A 21,203-nucleotide genomic window follows, 5' to 3' on the forward strand; every position below is an offset into this window, starting at 1 on the left:
GCTTTTTTCTCGCCGTTTATTCGGATTTAGAGCGCGAAACAAAACTGTTTTTTAGTTTTGTCCCACGCTCTTCTCTTCATTATGCCTGTACTAAACGGTAAACTTTATTGAAATAGAACATACGAGCAATAAGATAATAAACGATTTGAATCAGAATAAACACACCTAATACTTGCCAACCTGCCAGTTGCATTCCTTGATTGAACATATGATACATCGCGGTTAATGCTACTGCTCCGTGAATCACAGAAACAATGATTGGTGTAAAGAACAGAATTCCAACTTGCTGATAAATCATTTTTTTCAATTCTTTCTTCGCTAATCCCATCTTATAAATCATCTTAAATTTCTCTACATCGACATCCATATCACTATACAATCTGAAATATAAGAAGCTTCCAGCTGAAACAAAGAAGACGATTCCGATAAAGATACCCACGAATAAAATAGGTGCATATTCATTTGTAATCATTTGTTGCGAATAACTTTTTGCCATTAAAAGCATGTTCTTATCTTGAAATTTACCAACAGAAACTAGCTTCTCGTAGCTAGCATTTTTAGGCTGCCAAACAGTCATTGTCGAACTTTCCAAATTTTGTAGATTAGTAGCATCTGGTACGACTACTGTTGTGCCATAAGCTGAGACAACATTCGTTTTTTCTGTTTTAGCGACAGATAATGTCTCTTCATCTGGAAGTTTCACTTCATTTATTGTACCTTCTTTTACGCCCATAACACTCGTAGGTAGTAATTGAACAGCTTTACCTTGCGTTTGAATCGTTGGTTTTTTAATCAATTCTGCGAGATGATTATACTCAGATTCTTTAATAAAACTAATTTGATCTGCATTTGTATATGTCGTTAATTGACCTTCATCCACTTGAATCCCTTTATCGGCCAACAATTGAGTAAAGTTCTGTTTTATAGAGTCTGTGTCTTCTGCTTTTCCAGATATTTGGAACTCATAAGGAATTTGCTTCATACCATCTAAAATCATATTTTGAAAACCATATAGCGTACCAATAGCAGCAAAAGCTACAGTTGAAATAATGGATACTAAGAAGAACGATCGCGCATTATCCTTCATTCGGAAAGCTAAATCAGAGAAAACGACCATATTCGTTTTTTTCCAAAAAATCGTTTCTTTCTTCTTTAAACGTTCAATAACTGTAACACTTAACTGATTGAATAAAAAACGTGTACCTACCACAACTAAGAAAATCACAGGAATCATAACAAATGGTACTAGCATCCCTTTAACTAACAATGCCACAGCATAACCTACGCCAATCAATAAGATAGCTAAGATCGTTTTAATATGTGAGCTTTTGATTGTCCCTTTTCCAAGATCGCCTGCTTTTAGTAATTCCTGTAAGGTTAACTTCGGTAAACGGAATTGAATGAAAAAAGAAATAGCTAAAAAGAGAACTGCAAATGAAACCATCGTTAATGCAAGTGCTTGTGCTGGGAAATAGAATCCAAAATCCACATGCATCAATTTATTACTTAACCATAAAATCACTTGTGAAAAACCGATTCCAGCAATACTTCCGATAATTGTAGCAAAAAAACCAATCACTAAATTTTCAATAAAAACCATTTTTTTAAGTTGCTTTGGACTCATCCCTTGTATCATTAACAAACCAAATTCTTTTTTCCTAGATTGAATAAAGACATCCATCGAGTACAGGACAAAGAAAAAAGCAAAGCCGTAAATAATGATCGCTGCTGCTAGCATACCGATTTGAGCTTTTTGATTTAATCCATTAGACAATGCTGGGTGAAAGGCAAATACTGTAAACGTGAAAAATACCATTACTGAAAATAGCGTACTTAGGAAATAAGCCATATACAGATGCTTATTTCGTAAGGTGTTTCGAATAACAAATTGACTAAAACTCATTATCGACACCTTCAATCTCAGATAGTTTCACCATGATTTCATCGTAAAACATCTTTTGATTTCCATTATGATGGATTTCATCGATCAATTCACCATCTTTAATAAACACGATTCGTTTACAATAACTTGCTGCTAAAGGATCGTGGGTCACCATTAAAATCGTTGCTTTTTCTTCTTCATTTAATTGTTGCAATAACTGCATTACATCTTTTGACGATTTTGTATCTAAGTTTCCTGTTGGTTCGTCCGCCAATAATAATTGCGGTTGATGGATCATTGCACGAGCTACGGCGACACGTTGTGCTTGACCACCAGAAATTTCTGCGATTCGTTTTTTTAACAAACTCGCAATTCCTAAACGATCAGCTAAAAGATTGAGCTTTTTTTTCATCACGGAAATTTTTTCACCATCCAACGTTAACGGCAAAACAATATTTTCTTCTACAGTTAAAGTCGGCATTAAGTTAAAGCTCTGAAAAATAAATCCTAACTCTCTTCGTCTGAATTTAGCGATTTCTTCTTGATTCAGCTGATTCGGATCTTTTCCATTCATTAATATATGCCCATATGTGGGTTGATCGATCGTTGCTAAAAGGTTCAAAAAAGTACTTTTCCCACTTCCGGAAGGTCCCATGATTCCAATAAATTCACTGTCATTAACGGTTAAATTCAACTCTTTTAAGGCTTCATATTTAATTTCTTGTCCGTACGTTTTGGATAAATTTTCTACTTGTAACATGTTTATCGCTCCTTTTCTCTACTTTAATAGTCTATTCCAATTTTACAAAACGTACCATAGAAAAAAATAACAGATTGCTTACACTTTTGTAAGTAACCTGTTATTTTTTTAAGCTTCATATTCAATCACATAAGGATGAAGAGCTGTATTATAGATTGCTTCAGAGAACTCAACAATTTTTCCAGAAAGACCAATTGATTTACGAATTCTTTTTAGTCCGCTTTTTTCAGAAGTAGCTAGAATTTTTTGCTGCTCTGCGGTCAATTCCACTATTTGAAAACTATCTTCAAACTTTATGATCTCGATTCCATGCTGATCCATCAGGCGATATAACGATTCTTTTTCAAACGCCTCTAATGGCACATCACTCAGGCTGACAGGTAGAAAATAGTTAAAATAGATGTACGGTTGGTCATCTAGTGTGTATAAACGAGAAACTTTCACACCTTTTTCGCCTAAGTTTTGATAAACAGGAGAATCAGGTGTAAATGTCATTTTTTCTAAATTCAAAATCTTTTTTGAAACTTTTTGACCTGAATCATTTAAATACTCTGTAAACGTGCCTGCTTTGGACAATTTATTATAGGGACGATTGCTTAAGACAGTCGTTCCTTTTCCGCTTTTTTTCTCTACTAATTCTTCTGATGATAATAATTCGATTGCACGACGAACTGTGATTTTACTGACATCAAATAACTGTTCAAGTTCGGCTTCTGTTGGTAATAATGAACCGACAGGATATGTCCCATTCATAATATCTGCTTTGATTTGTTCTGCGACATCTAAATACAATACGCTTTTTCTTCTCATATTATCCATCCTTATGATCTTTATTTAGTTTATCGTTTCATTTCAATTTATTTGTTATTGGTTTAGATTACTCTAATTCTAATCGTATTTATGATTTAATTCAACTAGTCATCCGATTTTCAGATAGTATTTCATACATTATACCAAAGATTGCATTTATGGAAAACCTCTTTGATAAAGTCTTGTATCCAATTTTATTTTCTACTTCTAAGTAACACTTGTTCAATCAATCAAAAAAAATGGAGCCAGCTTCTAAGCTGACCCCATTTTTTTGATATCTTATTCAGTTCCATGATCTATCGGTTCTTCATCCGCTATAGGTTCAAGAAAAACTTTTCTTGGTTTACTTCCTTCTGATGGGCCAATAACCCCATGATCTTCTAATTCATCCACTAAGCGTGCTGCTCGATTATAACCGATTCTAAATCGTCTTTGCAATAAGGAAATACTTGCAGTCTGCATCTCTACAACTAAAGATTTTGCTTCTTCATATAGTTCGTCTTGAGATGCTTCATTACTGCTACCTGTTGTTTCTTCTGTTGGCATCATACTTTCCTGATAATCTGCTTCTTGTTGTTCTGTTACAAAAGAAACGATTCGTTCAACTTCATGATCGGAAATAAAGGCTCCTTGCACTCGAATCGGTTTGTTTTCACCCATTGGCAGGAACAACATATCTCCTCGACCTAAAAGCTTCTCCGCCCCATTACTATCAATAATAGTCCTTGAATCCGTTCCACTTGAAACAGCGAAAGCCATACGAGATGGAACATTTGCTTTGATGATTCCTGTAATAACATCCACACTAGGACGCTGTGTTGCTAAAATCATGTGGATTCCAGCTGCTCGGGCCATTTGCGCTAAACGAATGATCGCATCTTCCACTTCATTACTGGCAACCATCATCAAGTCTGCTAACTCATCTACAATTACTACAATAAACGGTAAAATCGGACGATTTTCGCCATCTTCTAAATTCTTTTGAATCACTAATTCATTATATCCAGAAATATTTCGAACTCCAGTTGCTGCAAATTTCTCATAACGGAATTCCATTTCTTGAACCACTTTTTGTAACGCTTGTGCTGCTTTCCGCGGATTTGTCACGACGGGTGTCAATAGATGAGGAATACCATTATAAACATTCAATTCTACCATTTTTGGATCGATCATCATTAGTTTTACTTCATGTGGTTTTGCTCTCATTAAAAGGCTTGAGATAATCCCATTGATTGCAACAGATTTACCACTACCTGTTGAACCAGCAATCAGTAAATGAGGCATTTTAGCTAAGTCAGCTGATTGAACCATGCCTGAAATATCTCGACCAAGCGGTACTTCCAATAATTTATCCGGATGACTTGGTTGTGCCTCAATAATATCTCTAAATGAAACGGTACTTACAGTGCTATTTGGCACTTCGATCCCAATCAATGATTTCCCTGGAATCGGAGCTTCCATTCGCACATCTTTTGCAGCGAGTGCTAAGGCAATGTCATCAGTCAAGCTAACGATTTTACTTACTTTGACACCAACAGCAGGTTGAATTTCAAACTTCGTTACAGCAGGTCCAAGACTTGCTTTCACAACTTTTGCATCAACCCCAAAACTTTTGAAGGTTTGCTCCAAGACACCAATATTTTTTTCGATTTTTTGGTATTCTCCGCTTTGATCTGCAGATGGAATCGAATCTAATAAAGTTGATGGTGGCAACTCATAATCACGATCTTCTGCTTCTTCTGAAATTTCAAAGTCCAACTCGCCGCCTTCATCCATTTCAGGTTCAGCAGCTACTTTTTGCTGTATAGGTTGCACTTCAGCTTGGCTTTGGAAACTATCGATTGGAACCAACGTTAACTGTTCTGGTTCTTGTATTTCTTTTTCTTCTTGCTCCCTTGCCTCTTGCGCTAACTTTTCACCAGGCGTTAATTCTCTCACATCATTTTTCAGTCGTTCTTGAGCGAGTTTCTCCATTTCGGCTTGTTTAGCTGCACGTTTTTCGGCCCGTTTCGCTTCTTTATCGGCTTGCCGTTGCGCACTTTTAGCAGTTAAGCTACCAAGTTTTTCCCGAATAATCTGTAATCCATTCATCACTTGCTGAAAATCCAGCATACTTATCAAAAATACACCGATCGCTATCAGTAAAGCTGAAATCAAATAACTACCAAATTGAGCAACCAAAAAGAACGTTAGACTATATAACGCAGCACCAATCATTCCGCCACCGACGTTTTGTGCTACCGTGCTCGCCTTTAGATCCATTCTAAGAAACTCCCATGTAGTTCCCATGATATCAGGTGTCTGGGTACCGACATTTCGAAACATATAAGCTTGTAGCAATAATAAAACACCCAAATAAATGAATACTCCACCAATCATCGGTCGACTCTTTTTAATCGGAAATTCTTTCCCAAAAATAACTAGAGAAAGTCCATAAAGCATCAGTAAAATAGCTGCTACTGGAAAAGTATTTCCTATAACTACGCGTAACCCATTGGCAATCAAGGTGCCAAGAAATCCTAATTTTAAGAGTCCAAATAATCCAAAGAAGATAAAAAAGATACCAAGAAAAATGAAATTAAGATGTTCTTGCTGTTGTTGTTGTTTTTTTGTCTTTTTCTTTTTTGCACTTTTCCGTTTTTGTGCCATGTAACATCCCTCTTTTCAATCAGTATCCATTATACCTAAAAAACGAGCCGAACAAAAGTACCCCCATTGTTTCTCTTAAAATTTTAATGATTTTGACCTGCTTTCTCTATGTTAATTGACTTTTTCATTTGATGCCAATCTATTAATCCCAATTCCAGTGATACCAGAAAGAATCGACAGTATCGGGCACAGTAAAATAAAGAAACTAAATGGTGCATAATCCAACGTAGAAACTTGTAACGTACTCGCCATAAACACACCACTTACGCCCCAAGGAATCAGTGAATTTAAGACAGTTCCAGAATCTTCCAAGGCTCTGGAAAGAACTTCTGGTGCAAGACCGGCTTTATCATAACTTTCTTTAAACGCACGACCTGGCAATATGATCGATAGATACTGCTCTCCAATCATCAAATTAGCCAGTGCTCCACTAAACACTGTTGCCGCAACCAAACTGCCTGTTGATTTCAGTTTATGAGCAAGTGGCGTCATTAGGACGCTGATCACATCCATTTTCATTAACAAACCACCTAATGACAAGGTTAAAAGAATCAACGATACCGACCACATCATACTTTGGATGCCACCTCTAGTTAGCAAAGCATCAATTTGTTCCATCCCTGTTTTTGAAACAAAGCCATTTTCTAAAATTGTACTTAATTGTTTCAAATCAACATTTTTTATTTGGAACATATACATCACACTAGAAACTAATATCGTAACCAACAATGAAGCGATTGCTGGCACACGTTTGATTGAACATAAAACAAGTAATAGAATCGGTAAAATTGCCCACCAACTAATGGCAAAGTTATCTTGCAGCACTTCTAAAAACTGTTTTGTTTCCAATTCAGTTTGTCCAATCTTTGTTTGAAAGCCAATGACTGCGTATAAAATAAAGGAAATAACAAAAGCTGGAACGGTTGTCCACATCATATTTCTAATATGTTTAAAGAGATCTGAACCTGCAACAGCCGACGCTAAATTAGTCGTATCAGAAAGTGGCGACATTTTATCCCCAAAAACTGCGCCTGAAATAATTGCGCCTGCCAAGATAGCAGAGTTGAATCCCATCGATATCCCCATTCCCATCAAAGCTAAACCAATCGTTGAAACGGTTGTAAATGCACTACCTATTGAAATTCCGACTAACGCACAACTAACAAAAGCAGAAGGCAAAAATATCTTAGTACTGATAACTGAAAATCCTGCATACATCATCGTAGGGATTACACCACTTGCAATCCAAACTGCAATCAAAGCACCGATCAATATGAAAATAACCATCGGTACGATACCGGTTTTCACCCCTTCGATGATGCCTTCATGGATTTTATCCCAAGAGGCTCCCCGCCATTTACTCCAGCCAATCAATAAACCTAGCGCACATAATACTGGAAAAATCGGGCTCATTCCAACACCGATCACACAAATACTAATAATCAACAATAATGACACAAATACAATTAAAGCTTCTTTTACACTTAATTCTTTCTTCATTTACTTTCCTCATTTTTCTTATAAATTTAATTTATTGAACATAAAAAAAGTCCCTGACAATCTGAAAAAGACTGTCAGGGACGAATAAACGTTGGAAACAAACATTTTATTTTGTCTCATACGCATACATACACGCGGTACCACCCATAGTTGAAATTAAAAATAATTTCCACTCAAAAGACGCTAACGGATCTCACCCGAATAGAATATTTCGCTCCAGATTTGTAATTCAAGTCGTTATTTTGGTCAACTTCCATCAGCCGTTGACTTTCTGTCATTTCAAAACAACTCTCTACTGCGAATCTTTCATAGCTTTTATTTGTATTCTTAATTTTTAACGATAAAAATCAAAACGGCCTTTAGCCAACATTTCTTTAATACCGCCTGTTTCAAATAATGAACGATCCATGATTACTTTTTTGATCACAGAAGCAGGATAGCCTTTAACTTCCATTTTTCCAACTTCACCAAAAGCGTGGCTGTTACCGATAGAAGCAACTGAACCTAATGATTTAAAGGTAAATTCTTTCGTTGGTTCCCCTTTTAATTGTGCTTTGATGTTTTTCCCTGCATGCTCACCCATTTTAAGTGAAATTTGTGCAGTTGTTGGATAAGGACGATTTGACTCTTTATCCATAACAGCAGAACAGTCACCAATGATATAAACGTTGTTGTGACCTGCATCTGTTAAATCAGGATTAACCATCACACGTCCACGTTTGGCTGCAAAACCAGAATCACCCACAACGTGACTTCCACTAACACCTGTCGTCCAAATGATTGTTTTAGCGTTCAGTTCATTTAGTTCATTTGTTTCTGCGTTATCTAAATAAACAACAGTATCTTGTTTGATTTCTTTGATTGGTTTTCCAACTAAGAAATTGACACCCCATTTTTTCAAGTGATCGATACCATAGCCGCCAAGTTTCTCACTAAACATTGGTAATAAACGAGTGACCGCTTCAACACAATATAATTGGATTTTCTCAGGATCAACACCAGCAATTTCAGCTAGTTTTTTCTTCCCTTCATGTAATGAACCTAATAATTCGATCCCAGTAAAACCAGCACCGCAGACAACGATTTTCAAACAATTTTCGTCTTTGGTTTCTTTATAAGCTTCCATTTGCTCAGTTAAATGTTGATACACTTTTTCTGAAGTTGGGATATCAACCATTTTTAATGAAAACTCTTCAACACCAGGTATGCCGAATGATTCTGATTCATACCCTAATGCTACGATCAAATAATCGTAAGAAATCGCTTCTTGATCTTTCAAATGAACCAGTTGGTTTTCACTATCGATTTTTTCCACTCTACCTTGTACAAACGTCGTACATGCTGATTTTACAACATCTTTGATTGGATAAGTAATTCTTTCTGACGTTTGGATTCCTGCTGCAACTTCGTGGATATCTGTTGCTTCAAAGTGGTAATCATTTTGATCAACCAATGTGATTTTTAGATCATTGTTGCCTTTTTGTAATTCATGTAACGCTCTTAAACCGGCATAGCCAGCGCCTAAAATAACGACGTGCTTACTCATTTTTAAAATCCCCTCTTAACCTTTTTATTTATTATTTAAGCCACAATCCTATGGCAAAAAATACAACTTGTGCAAGTGCTCCGACTGCTAAAATTCTAACAGCGCAAATAAATGTCTTTGTTTTGACTTGCTCCTTTAAAAATAACTTCGTTTGCTTCCAAATAAATGGCAAAACAAGTAACGTCAATAACATCGTAATCGGCGTTAAACCTAAAGCAACACTCAAAATGATCGAAGTAAATGCAATCACGATCAATCCGACAAACAAACCAATCGATGCTTTCTTCCCTAAATAGTGAACTAAGGTAAAGCGATGATTCATTTCATCTTCTTCTAAATCACAAATATTATTGGCTAACATTAAATTAGCAATCAAACAAGTGTTAGGTAACGACACTAAAAAGATACTGCCAATATTACTCACTGTCCACTGAAAAGAATCAAATGTGTTGATATAGACACAAATCAACATAATCATAAATCCCATCGTAAATCCTGAAAAGAATTCCCCCAACGGCAAACTTGATAATGGTTTAGGCCCAGAAGAATAAAAGATTCCGATCAAGTAGCAATAAAGCCCTAACCACAATAATGGCCAGCCGACAATCTGAGACAAGCCAATACCCATCAATGCAGAAATTGCCACCATCCAAATAATCCAGCGACGGATCATCGGTAAGGATAAATTTTCCCGCCCAATAATATTTGTCTTCTCTTTATAATCATGCCCTTCTTTGGCATGATGGTAGTCATTATAGTTATCTAAAATATCAACAGCCATATTAAAAATAAACATCGCAATAAAATAAATAAGAACATAACCTAAATGTAAACTTCCATAATGATACCAACTAAAACAAATTCCTAAAAGAAAGGGTAAAACACTGGCTGTCTTTGCTTTTAGTTCAACTAATTCAAAAAAAACTTCTTTATTCAAATTATACTCTTCTCTCCTAACAATATTTAGTTTTATGCTCACAGAATAATTTGCTTGTATTTCTTTACCAACATCGTATACAATCAATAGTATTGAATTACTGAAAGGAATATTGGTTATGAATGATTTTTGGAAAGAATTTCCTATTATCCAACAACAATTAAATGAAACTTGTGTATTGATCAAACACCAAGTTAAAATAAGAAACAAAGAAATTGAAGCAGCTTTGATCGAATTAACAAGTTCCGGCGGCAAATTACTACGTCCTGCTTTCTTTTTTTTATTTGCTCAAATCGGTGATGAACAAAAACAAGATCACACACAATTGATCAAAATCGCCGCTTCGATCGAAATTCTGCATATGGCAACACTGATACACGATGATATCATCGATGATTCCCCTCTTCGCAGAGGAGCTATCACGATCCAATCCCGCTATGGTAAAGATATTGCCGTCTACACAGGAGATTTATTATTCACAGAATTCTTTGAATTACTTGCTGAAACGATGAATGGTTCAGATTTTCTACATACAAACGCTTCTGCGATGAAACGATTACTTCTTGGTGAATTAGATCAAATGCATACACGCTATAAAAAGGATATGTCCATCTCTGATTACTTGCGCAGCGTTAATGGAAAAACAGCTGAGTTATTTTCTTTAAGCTGTCTGGAAGGTGCTCATTTCGGTCATACTTCCTCTGAGGTTCAACGCTTAGCAAAACGGATTGGTCGCCACATTGGTATTGCCTTTCAAGTCTATGATGACATCTTAGATTATACCGCAGACGTAAAAACTCTGAAAAAACCTATTCTGGAAGATCTAGCGCAAGGTGTCTATACGTTACCACTGATTTTTGCGATGCAAAAAGCACCAGAACGATTCGCTGTTTATCTAGATAAAGGTGCTGATATCACAGACGTACAAGCTGCTGAAACTGCCAAACTGGTTCACGAGCTAGACGGTGTTAACGACGCCAAATCATTTGCGAAACGTGTCACCCAAAAAGCATTGGCCGATATCGAAAAATTACCTGATTGTTTAGGCAAAGAGCAACTAACTTTACTGACAGAAATGTTGCTACAGCGTTCATACTAATCCATTACTCAGCTTTTAAAAGCTTGAGGCAAAGCTCATAGAGTTTTGCCTCAACTTTTTTATTTTAAAATGCTTTCGTTAACCAATCAATTTTGGTTCATTCCTCGATCGATTGCATACAATTGTTGATAATGAAGATTCGTTGCTAATAGTTCTTGCGGTGAACCGCTCATTTCCAATTGTCCGTCTTCAATGAAAATCACTCGATCCATCATATGCACACCTTGCAAATGATGAGTGATCCAAATGATGGTTTTATCTGCTAATGTCTCAAAGAATGTATCTAGTAATTGCTGTTCCGTAATTGGATCAAGACCTGTCGTTGGTTCATCTAGCAATACCACCGGCGTATCTTGAAGTAAAATACGAGCTAATGCCAAACGATGACGTTCACCACCAGAAAAACGCAAACCAGCTTCATCCACCATCGTTAATAATCCTTCTGGCAATTCCTCGATCATTTCTTTTAACCCAACCTTATCCAACACTTGCCAAACCTCTTCTTCTGAGGCTTCTTCTCGTCCGATTCGGACATTATTTAAAATCGTTGTTCTGAATAGATAAGGTGTTTGATGAATCACACCGATTGATTTCGTGATCTGATCGCCAAACTCAGCAGTTTTAATACCGCCTAACGTGATCGTTCCTTTATCAGGTTGTAAATCACCACGAATCAATGTTGCTAAAGTACTTTTCCCAGAACCGCTACGTCCTAAAATTGCCAATTTTTCTTTTGAGTGAATCGTCAAATTCAAGTCTTCCAAAACGAGCTTTGAAGTTCCCTCATAAGAAAAGGACATATTACTGATTCTAATTTCTGAATCTGTGATCGTTAGATCTTTTGACACACTCTTTACTTCTTCCACTTCAGGTAAATCATTTAAACGCTTGATTGAATCTTTATAGATATTTGTTTCTTGTGCCGCATCAGGTAGCGGTGCAAAAGCATCGATCAACGGGAATACCGTCAACGTAAATGCAGCGATCCAGTTAGCTGCCCCACCATGATTACCAGGAAAACGAACACTGGTCCAAGCTAAAATCGCGACAGTGATCACACCAAATGCAACCTGCAACACAAAATCACGAAAACGATTAAAACGTTTGATTTGTTCATCCAGCTGGCGTAACTTCGCTTCTTCTTTTTCATAAGAATGAACAAATTCCTGTCCCCGTTGGCTAAACACCCAATCAGAAACACCTAAAATGTTATCTGTCAGTGTTTTATATAATTCATTTTTAGAGACTTTTTGCTTTTCTTGTCTGGCGCCATTCACTAATACTGAAATCAAAGGCAATAGAAAAATCACTACACCTAACATCAATAACATGCACAAACCAAACCACCATGAAAACAAGCCCAGTCCAATAATAATAAAGATATATAATAACCAAGCAATCACTGTTGGGAAAATCGTACGCAAATATAAATTCTGCAAGTGATTGATATCTTCAGACAACAAACCTAAAATATCCCCTGTTTGGTATTTTGATTTAAAGAAAATTGCATCTTTTTCTAAAACCATATAAAGCTTCAAACGCAAGTCGGACGTCATTTTCAAAACCCAATTATGACTAACTAGACGCTCAATATATCGGAAAACTGGACGACTAATTCCAAAGGCACGCGTTAATACGATTGGAATATAAATCATCAAAATATTTTCTGGCAGTGACGCTGCTCGGCTAATTAAATAACCTGAATTAAACATTAAGGCTCCTGCACTAAAAAAGGTTAAAAAACCTAAAATCAATGCTAAGTACAATAAACCTTTATACTTTTTCAAGAATGGTTTGACCCATTGATCCTTTTCATATAATTCTTTATTTGTTGGGGTATTTTCCATTATTCTGTCCCCCTCATTTGATTAACTAATTTCACATAGTAACCATTTTTCTCGGTCAATTCAGCTAATGTTCCTGCTTCAACCAGTTGCCCTTTATCCATCACTAAAATATAATCCATTTCTGCCATCCAGTGTAATCGATGAGTAGCAAAAAAGACAAGATGATCTTCCATCAACGGTAGCATTCTTTCTTTTAACTCCACTTCTGTTTCGATATCTAAGTGAGCAGTTGGTTCATCAAATAATAGAATTCGGCGCGTTTTGTCTAAAAAGGCTCTAGCAAGCGCTACACGCTGTGCTTGACCGCCGCTTAACATTCTCCCACTTTCACCAATCACCGTGTTTAAACCGTCTGTAAGCTCTGCTACAAGCGTTTCTAATCCTACCAACTGAACAGCAGCTATTATTTGCTCATCTGTCGCTTCAGGCGTGTAAAAACGAACATTGTTCGCTAATGTATCTTGGAAAATATAAGGCGACTGCGGAATATAAAGTACTTGCTTTTGCCAATCTTTTTGCAGAAAATGTGGGATCGATTGTCCATCGACTTCGATTTTTGTCGTTTCAGCATCAGGTGCTAAAAATCCACTCAGCACATTGATCAAGGTTGATTTTCCAGAACCGCTAGCACCGATGATCCCAATTTTTTGATACCCTTTTGCAGCAAAGTCTAATCCTTTTAAAGCTGGTTGAGTAGCTTCTTCATATTGGAAAGTCAATTTTTCAACAGATAATTCACTCAAAGCTGTCCAATCTCCTAAAGAAAGTCGATCCGTTTCAGTCATTTCTGGTAAATCCAACACAGCTTGAATTGCCTGGAATGAATTTTTACCATCTAATGTCGCATGATAATCACTCGCAAAATCACGAACAGGCAAAAAGAATTCTGGTGCTAAAATCAATGTTGTCAACGCAGGAAATAATAAAATTCCGCCTTCCAATAAGCTTAATCCTAGAAACACTGCCACAACAGCCACAGACAATGTTGTAAAGAAGTCTAATGCAAATGTAGATAAGATCGCAATCTTCAACGTACTCATCGTTGCTTCTCTAAAACGTTCACTCGTATTATAAATACTGCCTGCGTATTTTTTACTTAATCCAAATAATTTCAATGTATCTAATCCTCGTAATGAATCAATAAAGTGATTAGATAAAATTTGAAAGGCTTTGTATTGTTTGTCCGCTTTACTTTGAGCTGCATAACCTAAAATAATCATAAAAATAATAATCATTGGAAAAACAACCAGTAAAACAATTCCAGAACGAACATCCAAGGTGAACACAAATATCAAAATGATCCACGGAATGATCATCATATTCATAATTTTCATTAAGATCAAATGCAAATAATTTTCTGTCTGGCTAATTCCTTCTAGCGCCATCGTGATCATATTCCCTGTTCCATTTTTTTGAACAACAGTTGGTCCTAAACGAAAAACCTTTTGGAGTAACGCTTCTCTCAACTCACGAGAGCGATCATAACTAAAGGTATCCAACATTTTCTCACGAAGATAGGTCACCACATGTCTGCCAGTATAAAACAAAAAGAACACCAAAATATTCAACAGCTGGTCACTTAATTGACCACCTTCCCACAACCCAACAACGGCTTTCGCTAAATAAAATGCTTGTCCTATAATAAATACTGCTTGCAGGAAAGAAAAACCTGCAAGCAAGATCATAATTTTTTTGATTTTCGGCATTTTTAAGATGGCTTTATCGATCATCCTTCATACCCCACAGCAGCAATCGCTGGATGTTTGATACGTTTTCTAAAGACATAATAAGACCAACCTGTATAGGCTAATACAAATGGTAAAATCGTTAATGATAACCATGTCATTGTTTTCAAAGTATATGGAGAACTTGAAGCATCTTTGATCAAGATATCATAGTACCCCTCGCTACCAATCATGACGCGTGGGAATAAACCACTAAATAATAACGCCACTAAAAGAATCAATGTTAAGCCACTAGCAAGAAACGCCACCATTTCTTTTTTCCTAAAGACACTCACATTGGCAACAACCGTCAATACTACAATTCCTAAAACTAATAATAACGTCACTAAGAAGTTATTATCAAAGAAATCTGTTTTGAAGTACAACAATGCTGCAAACACAACTAAGCCTACATATAAAATCCAATAGAAGAATGATGCATAGTTACGTGCACGTTCTCTAACGGGTCCTTCTGTTTTTAAAGCAATATAGTTTAAACCATGTAAATAGCATAATAAAGTCAACGCAACGCCACCAACCACAGAAAATACATTAATATAATCTGTAAATGATGCCATCATATTCCCATCAACATCAAGCGGCATTCCTTGAACTAAATCAATGAATAAAACCCCAAAGAAAAATGGAACAATAAAACTACCTATCGATAATGTCCAGTTCCACATTCTACGACGTTTGCCGTCTGGCATACGGTGACGGAATTCAAATGAAACACCACGAATGATCAAACCAACTAAAATAATAAATAAAATCAAGTAAAATCCGCTAAACAATGAAGCATACCAGTATGGAAAAGATGCAAACATTGCTCCACCTGCTGTTAATAGCCATACTTCATTACCATCCCAAACCGGTCCAATCGTTTGGATGATTTGTTCTTTTTCTTCTTCATCGTGCGCTAACGTTTGAACCGACATACCCACGCCAAAGTCAAAACCTTCTAAGAAGAAGAAGCCTGAGAATAAAATACCAATCAATACAAACCAAAGTAATTGCAACGTACTCATTCGCCAAAGACCTCCTTATCAAATGGATCTACATCAGTAGAGTTCGCCTCTGCTAATTTCTTTTCTTCATAATCTGGGCCTTTTTTAAGTTCTACAGTAATCAAGTAAACCATTACTGAGCCTAGACCTGCAAAAAGAATAAAGTAAATAATGTTTGATGTTAATAATGAAGCCACTGATACGTTTGGTGAGACACTATCTTCAATCGTAAATAGACCATAAACAGTCCAAGGATAACGACCAAGTTCAGTGATCAACCAACCTGTTGTATTTGCCAAGAATGGTGCAAACGTACATAATGCCACGATCCAAACCATCCAGCGTTTTTCATAAAGTGATGGTTTTTTCTTACGACTAAAGAATAAACCTAACGCTGAAACTAGAAGCATCAATGCGCCAAATCCAGCCATGACTCTAAAGCTCCAAAATAATGTGTTTACTGGTGGATAATAGTTTTTATCATCACCATATTGTTCTTTCAAACGTTCATTCACTGTGTCCATTCCATCAACGGAGCCAGATAAACTGTTATAAGAAAGAATACTTAGCATATAAGGAATTTGAATCCCAAATACTTGTTTATGTTGGGCTTCGTCTGCCCACGCAATCAATGTCCAAGCGGCCGGATCACCAGAATCTTCATAATCGCCTTCCATTGCTGCAAATTTCATTGGTTGATCATTGATTAAAGCTTTCATTTGTAAGTCACCTGTGAATAAAACAGATAATGATCCAAATAAAGCAATCCATAAACCAATACGCATAGACGTTTTGTGGAAATTCATATCACGTTTTTTCAAAATTTGGAACGCTGCAAGACCTGCAACAATCATTCCGCCCATTACAATCGCACCGGATAGCACGTGGGTAAACTCATACCAAACTTTTGGATTCCCAATTACGGCACCAAAGTCAATTAACTCTGCACGACCATTGTTTAATGTGTAACCAACTGGATGTTGCATAAAACTATTTGCCGCTAAGATCCAGAAAGCTGACATCATTGAACCAAATACAACCAACCAAATAAATGTTAAATGTAATTTAGGACTTACTTTATCCCAAGTAAAAATCCATAAACCTAAGAACGTTGATTCTAAAAAGAATGCAAGTAACGCTTCAATCGCAAGTGGAGCACCAAAAATATCTCCAACAAAGCGTGAATAATCTGACCAGTTCATCCCGAACTGAAACTCTTGAATAATTCCTGTTACGACTCCGACTGCAAAACTTAATAGAAAAATGTTGCCCCAAAACTTCGCCATTTTGCGATAACGTTCATCTTTTTTCACGACATACATCGTTTCCATGACTGCGACTACAAGTGCTAATCCTATTGAAAACGGTACGAAGAAGTAATGAAAGACTGTCGTCATTGCAAATTGGAATCTTGCTAATGTTACAATATCAAACATCAATAATCCCCCTTGTTTTTACTGTCTCCACAAAAAGAATAAGCTGATTTCATTCAAAATAATTATTCATTTGCACAGTTGGTTGGCGCTGTCAAAATGAATCAAAACCTAGAATAAAATAAACCTAAAGACAATATGTGTGTGGAAACTCTTTTTAATAAATTTAGAATGATTCCAATTTAGAGTATACTCCTTTTATTGTAAATTACAAATGTTTCTGCCCTTTTTTCATTAAAATATTCCTTTATTCTGATGGAAAAATAAGAAATGTGGGTTTAGTGGATGAAATATGGAAAAACACATTGAGTAAAGTGTTTTTTCTTAAATTTAAAATTTTAGTTTAGGACTGTATTAAAAATATATACGTTATCGCACATATTAGTATTATGTATCGAATGAGTACTAGCTTAAACTCCGAAAGATACGACTTCCCAGGACTTCCAAAATTCATCTCTTTTTAATAACCACATCCAATCTTTGTGATGAGAGCCTGGCATAAAACCAGAATTTTGATCATTTTCTTCTCCAACATCAAAATCAGAATACAAAACAATGAAATCTTTTTTGTCTGCATTTTTTACATTTTTATTCTCTATTAAGTAATGGTTGATTTCTATATTCGATTTTTCTTCATCATAATAGAGTTTGGTCATCTCACAGTTAGTAAATCCTTTAAACTCCTTCTCCACACGAGCAATCGCCGTTTCAATTTCAGTAGTTTTAAATTTTTCAGACTTCTCAACTGTCATAACAGCATTTTCAATTGATCCTTTTTTACCACTTATGGACATACTATAGACAATAATAAGAATCAACAATAAACCAATCCATACTTTCTTTTCCACCAACAACACTCCAATGCAACTATTATTACAATAAAACTGTTTTTTTTGTTTCATTCCTACTATTATTGAGTTAAAATTTATCCTTTATTCTAACAACCCTTTTTTCTCAGAATAATCCAGATATTTATAAACTTTTTCAATCTTATCTTGCTTCACTTTCTTTATTTTTTCCTGAGGAAAGTCTGCAATAATTCCCTTATTCTGCATTTCTTCGATCATCGCAGTCAATTGATAGAATTCTGTCAACATTTGTTCTTCATTGGTTTCATCTGCTCTGGATGGATGATGATCGTCAAAACCGAATCTGATTGCCTTTGACAATGCTTGCTGGATTTCTGCACACTCTTCCATCGCAACTAGGGTTAGATATTCATTTTTTCTCATGTTTATGTTCCTTCCTCTTCTTATCGTTATTTTTGAAAATAATCGACATAAACCGGCACTGCCTCTTCTTTTAACACACCCGTAGCAACTTCTGGTCTATTTGGGCTTTTTGAAAAAATCTCTTCGCTGCCGATCATAATATTAAATCCTGCAATCTCAGCTAATTCATCGTGTGCTAAACTATAGACCATCCTTCCTAAACAGCTCCAAACCATCGCTCCTGCACACATACAACACGGTTCACAACTTGTATAAAGTGTGTATTCAGATAAATCTGTTATCTTTTGGCTTGAACAAAAATCGCGAATAATACCTAGCTCGGCATGAAATGTTGGATCACTTTTAGTGTGAATTTGATTTTCTCCAACCAAAACTACTTTATTGTCCTTTACAAGTAATGCACCAAATGGTTCGTTTCCATTTTTTGCCGCTTCTTTGGCAAGTTCCAGTGCTTGTTTCATGAATTTAGCATCTCGTTTTTCTTGTTCAGTATTAATAACCATGATCTTTTCACTCTTCTCTGATTAGTATTTTTTCTAAATTATAACATGAACTCAAGCGGTTTCATGATTGCTACTAAATTAAAAACACCAATCACCAAATTTATTGATGACTAGTGTTTTCAAATTGAAAATCAATCTTGCTTCATTGCCGCTTTCAATGCTTGTGCCAATGCACTTTCTTCTGGCTCTTCTTTTTGTGAATATTTCTTCATCAACTTACGTTCTTCATGTTTTGTAAGCTTCTTGTTGCGTTCTTTTTTGTCTTGCATTTTTTCAGTAATTGAGCAGTATTTACATTTGAAATATGAACCATTTTTTCCATCGATGATTTCCATTTTTCGGTGACACTGTGAGCAACGGTGATTCGAAACTTTTGGGTCTTTTCTACGGCGATAGTTACAATCTTTATTAGAACAAACATAGATTTTACCGTCTTTCGTATTTTTCTCACGTAAGTTTGAACCACAATCTGGACATTTCTTTTGCGTGATAGAAAAATCTTGGTATTTGCTTTCGCTTTGTTTAATCTCATTGACAAGCTTTTTAGTGTCTTGCTCGATTTCTTTTAAGAAAACCGTACTGCTTTGTTTTCCTTTAGCGATAGCTTCTAATGTTTTTTCCCATTTTTCTGTTAGCTCTGGGGTTACTAATGATGGGTTGACTAGTTCAAGTAGTTGCTTACCTTTTGGTGACACATTTAAACCGTTGGTATTGCGCTCCATTAATTCTGATTTAATCAGTTTTTCAATGATTTCAGCTCGTGTAGCTGGAGTTCCCAAGCTGTGTTTTTCCATCAACCCTAAAAGAGTTCCTTCAGTCAATGGTTTTGGTGGTGCAGTTAGTTCTTTATTGATAGTGAAATTTGGTGGAATCACCATTCCTAATGTCCAGTCAACAGATGGAACAACCTCTTCTTTTTCTTGTTTCCAACCAGCAACTTCAACTTTACTTTGACGGAAGATAAATTGTTCTTTGCCAAAGCTTACGGTTACTTTTGTTTGTTTTGTACGATGGGATTCAGCAAACATTCCTAAGAAACGCGTGACAATCATATTATAGATTTTTTGTTCATCGCCACTTAATTTTTCATAACGTGGGCGTTGTTCTGTTGGAATCAAGGCATGGTGATCTGTGACTTTGTCGTTTTGGAATACTTTAGTTAGTTTGACTTGACCGCCATCTTTGATATACGTTTTTACTTCTGGCGCAAAATCGCTGACTGCTTGCAATCGTTCCTTCATCGTTGCTTTCATATCTGTCGTTAAATATTTACTATCCGTTCTTGGGTAAGTCACGATTTTATGGAATTCGTAGAGACTTTGAACGAGCGATAATGTTTTCTTCGCTGAAAATTGGTAACGTTGATTGGCTTCTCTTTGGATTTCAGTTAAATCATAAGGGAGGGGTGCTTGTTCTGATTTACTCTTTTCTTGAATATCCGTTACTTTTCCTTTGCCTTCACTTAATTTTTTTACAAAGGCTTCTACATCGTTTCGCTCTTTAAATGCGTATGGGTTACTTTGAACCAGTTTAGCTTTTTCTTTTTGGACTTGCAAATCCACTGAAAAATAAGCTTGTGGTCTAAAGCTTTCGATTTTCTTTTCTTGTTGACGAACTAAAGATAATGTCGGTGTTTGTACACGTCCTGCCGATAAGCTATCTTGGTATTTCACTGTTAATGCTCTAGTCACGTTCAATCCAACTAACCAGTCAGCTTTTGCCCGAGCCAAAGCTGAATAGTACAGATTATCATATTCTTTAGCTGGTCTTAATTTTTTAAAACCATCTTTGATTGCTTTGTCTGTTTGAGAAGAGATCCATAAACGTTTGACTGGTTTATTAAAATGAACATACTCTAAGATCCAACGTGCGACGAGTTCTCCTTCACGTCCTGCATCTGTTGCAATAACCGCTTCTGTAACATCTTTTCTATTCGCTAATTGTTTGATTGCTTTTAATTGATGGCCAGTTTTTGGTAATGGTTTGATTCCTAGATTTTTTGGCACCATTGGTAAAGTTTCCATTTGCCAAGATTGCCATTCTTTGTTGATATCTTCTGGCATTTTTAAGCCTAACAGGTGTCCTAATGCCCAAGTCACAATCACATTAGGTCCTTCATAATAACTTTTATTTTTTTGATTTGCGCCTAGTACTTTACTTAAATCTTTGGCAACACTAGGTTTTTCAGCAATAATTAGTTGTTTGTTTGCCATTTCGTTCACTCACCTTCTGTATTCCTTATGTAAATTGTATTCATCTCAAAAATGTCAATAC

16 protein-coding genes are annotated in these 21,203 nt (G+C 36.0%); 1 reads left to right on the forward strand and 15 read right to left on the reverse strand.

The genetic code is table 11. From position 1 onward, the window contains the following. Positions 1-79: 79 nt before the first annotated feature. From IGJ02_RS11745 to IGJ02_RS11775, 7 genes are all read right to left on the reverse strand, one after another. Positions 80-1,903 (reverse strand): FtsX-like permease family protein, encoded by a 1,824-nt coding sequence (locus IGJ02_RS11745; RefSeq protein WP_430602104.1) that lies wholly within the window; start codon positions 1,901-1,903, stop codon positions 80-82. Continuing rightward, positions 1,893-2,642, reverse strand: coding sequence for an ABC transporter ATP-binding protein (locus tag IGJ02_RS11750; protein WP_430602105.1), 750 nt, complete (start codon positions 2,640-2,642; stop codon positions 1,893-1,895). The genes IGJ02_RS11745 and IGJ02_RS11750 overlap by 11 nt, the downstream gene beginning before the upstream one ends. Positions 2,643-2,750: 108 nt before the next feature. Beyond that, positions 2,751-3,452 carry a GntR family transcriptional regulator gene (locus IGJ02_RS11755; RefSeq protein ID WP_430602106.1) on the reverse strand — a complete coding sequence of 234 codons (702 nt, stop codon included), beginning with the start codon at positions 3,450-3,452 and terminating at the stop codon, positions 2,751-2,753. Between the two features lie 279 nt (positions 3,453-3,731). Beyond that, positions 3,732-6,101, reverse strand: a complete 2,370-nt coding sequence (locus IGJ02_RS11760; protein ID WP_010763013.1) for a DNA translocase FtsK — start codon at positions 6,099-6,101, stop codon at positions 3,732-3,734. Between the two features lie 111 nt (positions 6,102-6,212). After that, a complete protein-coding gene (nhaC, locus tag IGJ02_RS11765; RefSeq protein ID WP_430602107.1) occupies positions 6,213-7,601 on the reverse strand; it encodes a Na+/H+ antiporter NhaC in 1,389 nt (462 codons plus the stop codon). 334 nt (positions 7,602-7,935) lie between these two features. After that, positions 7,936-9,147 carry an NAD(P)/FAD-dependent oxidoreductase gene (locus IGJ02_RS11770; protein WP_430602108.1) on the reverse strand — a complete coding sequence of 404 codons (1,212 nt, stop codon included), beginning with the start codon at positions 9,145-9,147 and terminating at the stop codon, positions 7,936-7,938. A 31-nt stretch (positions 9,148-9,178) separates the two neighbouring features. Continuing rightward, complete coding sequence (locus tag IGJ02_RS11775) at positions 9,179-10,084, reverse strand: prenyltransferase (protein WP_430602109.1); 906 nt, start codon at positions 10,082-10,084, stop codon at positions 9,179-9,181. 118 nt (positions 10,085-10,202) lie between these two features. Here IGJ02_RS11775 and IGJ02_RS11780 point away from each other — a divergent pair, with 118 nt between their 5' ends. Continuing rightward, complete coding sequence (locus tag IGJ02_RS11780) at positions 10,203-11,183, forward strand: polyprenyl synthetase family protein (protein WP_010763009.1); 981 nt, start codon at positions 10,203-10,205, stop codon at positions 11,181-11,183. 86 nt (positions 11,184-11,269) lie between these two features. Here the strand turns inward: IGJ02_RS11780 and cydC are convergent, their stop codons facing one another. From cydC to IGJ02_RS11820, 8 genes are all read right to left on the reverse strand, one after another. Then, positions 11,270-13,030 carry a thiol reductant ABC exporter subunit CydC gene (cydC, locus tag IGJ02_RS11785; RefSeq protein WP_430602110.1) on the reverse strand — a complete coding sequence of 587 codons (1,761 nt, stop codon included), beginning with the start codon at positions 13,028-13,030 and terminating at the stop codon, positions 11,270-11,272. Beyond that, the gene (gene cydD, locus IGJ02_RS11790) at positions 13,030-14,760 is read right to left on the reverse strand and encodes a thiol reductant ABC exporter subunit CydD (protein ID WP_430602111.1); all 1,731 of its coding nucleotides are present in this window, start codon (positions 14,758-14,760) and stop codon (positions 13,030-13,032) included. Before cydD ends, cydC begins: the two co-directional genes overlap by 1 nt. Next, positions 14,757-15,782 carry a cytochrome d ubiquinol oxidase subunit II gene (gene cydB, locus IGJ02_RS11795; protein ID WP_430602112.1) on the reverse strand — a complete coding sequence of 342 codons (1,026 nt, stop codon included), beginning with the start codon at positions 15,780-15,782 and terminating at the stop codon, positions 14,757-14,759. The genes cydD and cydB overlap by 4 nt, the downstream gene beginning before the upstream one ends. Further along, positions 15,779-17,197 carry a cytochrome ubiquinol oxidase subunit I gene (locus tag IGJ02_RS11800; protein ID WP_010763005.1) on the reverse strand — a complete coding sequence of 473 codons (1,419 nt, stop codon included), beginning with the start codon at positions 17,195-17,197 and terminating at the stop codon, positions 15,779-15,781. The genes cydB and IGJ02_RS11800 overlap by 4 nt, the downstream gene beginning before the upstream one ends. Positions 17,198-17,604: 407 nt before the next feature. Continuing rightward, a complete protein-coding gene (locus IGJ02_RS11805) occupies positions 17,605-18,042 on the reverse strand; it encodes a hypothetical protein (RefSeq protein WP_010763004.1) in 438 nt (145 codons plus the stop codon). A gap of 84 nt (positions 18,043-18,126) precedes the next feature. Then, the gene (locus IGJ02_RS11810; RefSeq protein WP_010763003.1) at positions 18,127-18,426 is read right to left on the reverse strand and encodes a hypothetical protein; all 300 of its coding nucleotides are present in this window, start codon (positions 18,424-18,426) and stop codon (positions 18,127-18,129) included. A gap of 26 nt (positions 18,427-18,452) precedes the next feature. Beyond that, positions 18,453-18,929: a nucleoside deaminase gene (locus IGJ02_RS11815; RefSeq protein WP_430602113.1), complete on the reverse strand. Its 477-nt coding sequence runs from the start codon at positions 18,927-18,929 to the stop codon at positions 18,453-18,455. Between the two features lie 131 nt (positions 18,930-19,060). Further along, on the reverse strand, positions 19,061-21,142 hold the full coding sequence (locus IGJ02_RS11820) for a DNA topoisomerase III (protein ID WP_430602114.1): 2,082 nt from the start codon (positions 21,140-21,142) through the stop codon (positions 19,061-19,063). Positions 21,143-21,203: the final 61 nt, after the last annotated feature.

The organism is Enterococcus sp. DIV0724b (genome assembly GCF_050531475.1).
GTDB classification, from domain to species: domain Bacteria; phylum Bacillota; class Bacilli; order Lactobacillales; family Enterococcaceae; genus Enterococcus_L; species Enterococcus_L haemoperoxidus.

Excerpts from the sequence above, each read along its gene's own strand:
- IGJ02_RS11745 (WP_430602104.1), bottom strand. The coding sequence starts at position 1,903 with ATGAGTTTTAGTCAATTTGTTATTCGAAACACCTTACGAAATAAGCAT.
- IGJ02_RS11750 (WP_430602105.1), bottom strand. The coding sequence starts at position 2,642 with ATGTTACAAGTAGAAAATTTATCCAAAACGTACGGACAAGAAATTAAA.
- IGJ02_RS11755 (WP_430602106.1), bottom strand. The coding sequence starts at position 3,452 with ATGAGAAGAAAAAGCGTATTGTATTTAGATGTCGCAGAACAAATCAAA.
- IGJ02_RS11760 (WP_010763013.1), bottom strand. The coding sequence starts at position 6,101 with ATGGCACAAAAACGGAAAAGTGCAAAAAAGAAAAAGACAAAAAAACAA.
- nhaC (WP_430602107.1), bottom strand. The coding sequence starts at position 7,601 with ATGAAGAAAGAATTAAGTGTAAAAGAAGCTTTAATTGTATTTGTGTCA.
- IGJ02_RS11770 (WP_430602108.1), bottom strand. The coding sequence starts at position 9,147 with ATGAGTAAGCACGTCGTTATTTTAGGCGCTGGCTATGCCGGTTTAAGA.
- IGJ02_RS11780 (WP_010763009.1), top strand. The coding sequence starts at position 10,203 with ATGAATGATTTTTGGAAAGAATTTCCTATTATCCAACAACAATTAAAT.
- cydC (WP_430602110.1), bottom strand. The coding sequence starts at position 13,030 with ATGGAAAATACCCCAACAAATAAAGAATTATATGAAAAGGATCAATGG.
- cydD (WP_430602111.1), bottom strand. The coding sequence starts at position 14,760 with ATGATCGATAAAGCCATCTTAAAAATGCCGAAAATCAAAAAAATTATG.
- cydB (WP_430602112.1), bottom strand. The coding sequence starts at position 15,782 with ATGAGTACGTTGCAATTACTTTGGTTTGTATTGATTGGTATTTTATTC.
- IGJ02_RS11800 (WP_010763005.1), bottom strand. The coding sequence starts at position 17,197 with ATGTTTGATATTGTAACATTAGCAAGATTCCAATTTGCAATGACGACA.
- IGJ02_RS11810 (WP_010763003.1), bottom strand. The coding sequence starts at position 18,426 with ATGAGAAAAAATGAATATCTAACCCTAGTTGCGATGGAAGAGTGTGCA.
- IGJ02_RS11815 (WP_430602113.1), bottom strand. The coding sequence starts at position 18,929 with ATGGTTATTAATACTGAACAAGAAAAACGAGATGCTAAATTCATGAAA.
- IGJ02_RS11820 (WP_430602114.1), bottom strand. The coding sequence starts at position 21,142 with ATGGCAAACAAACAACTAATTATTGCTGAAAAACCTAGTGTTGCCAAA.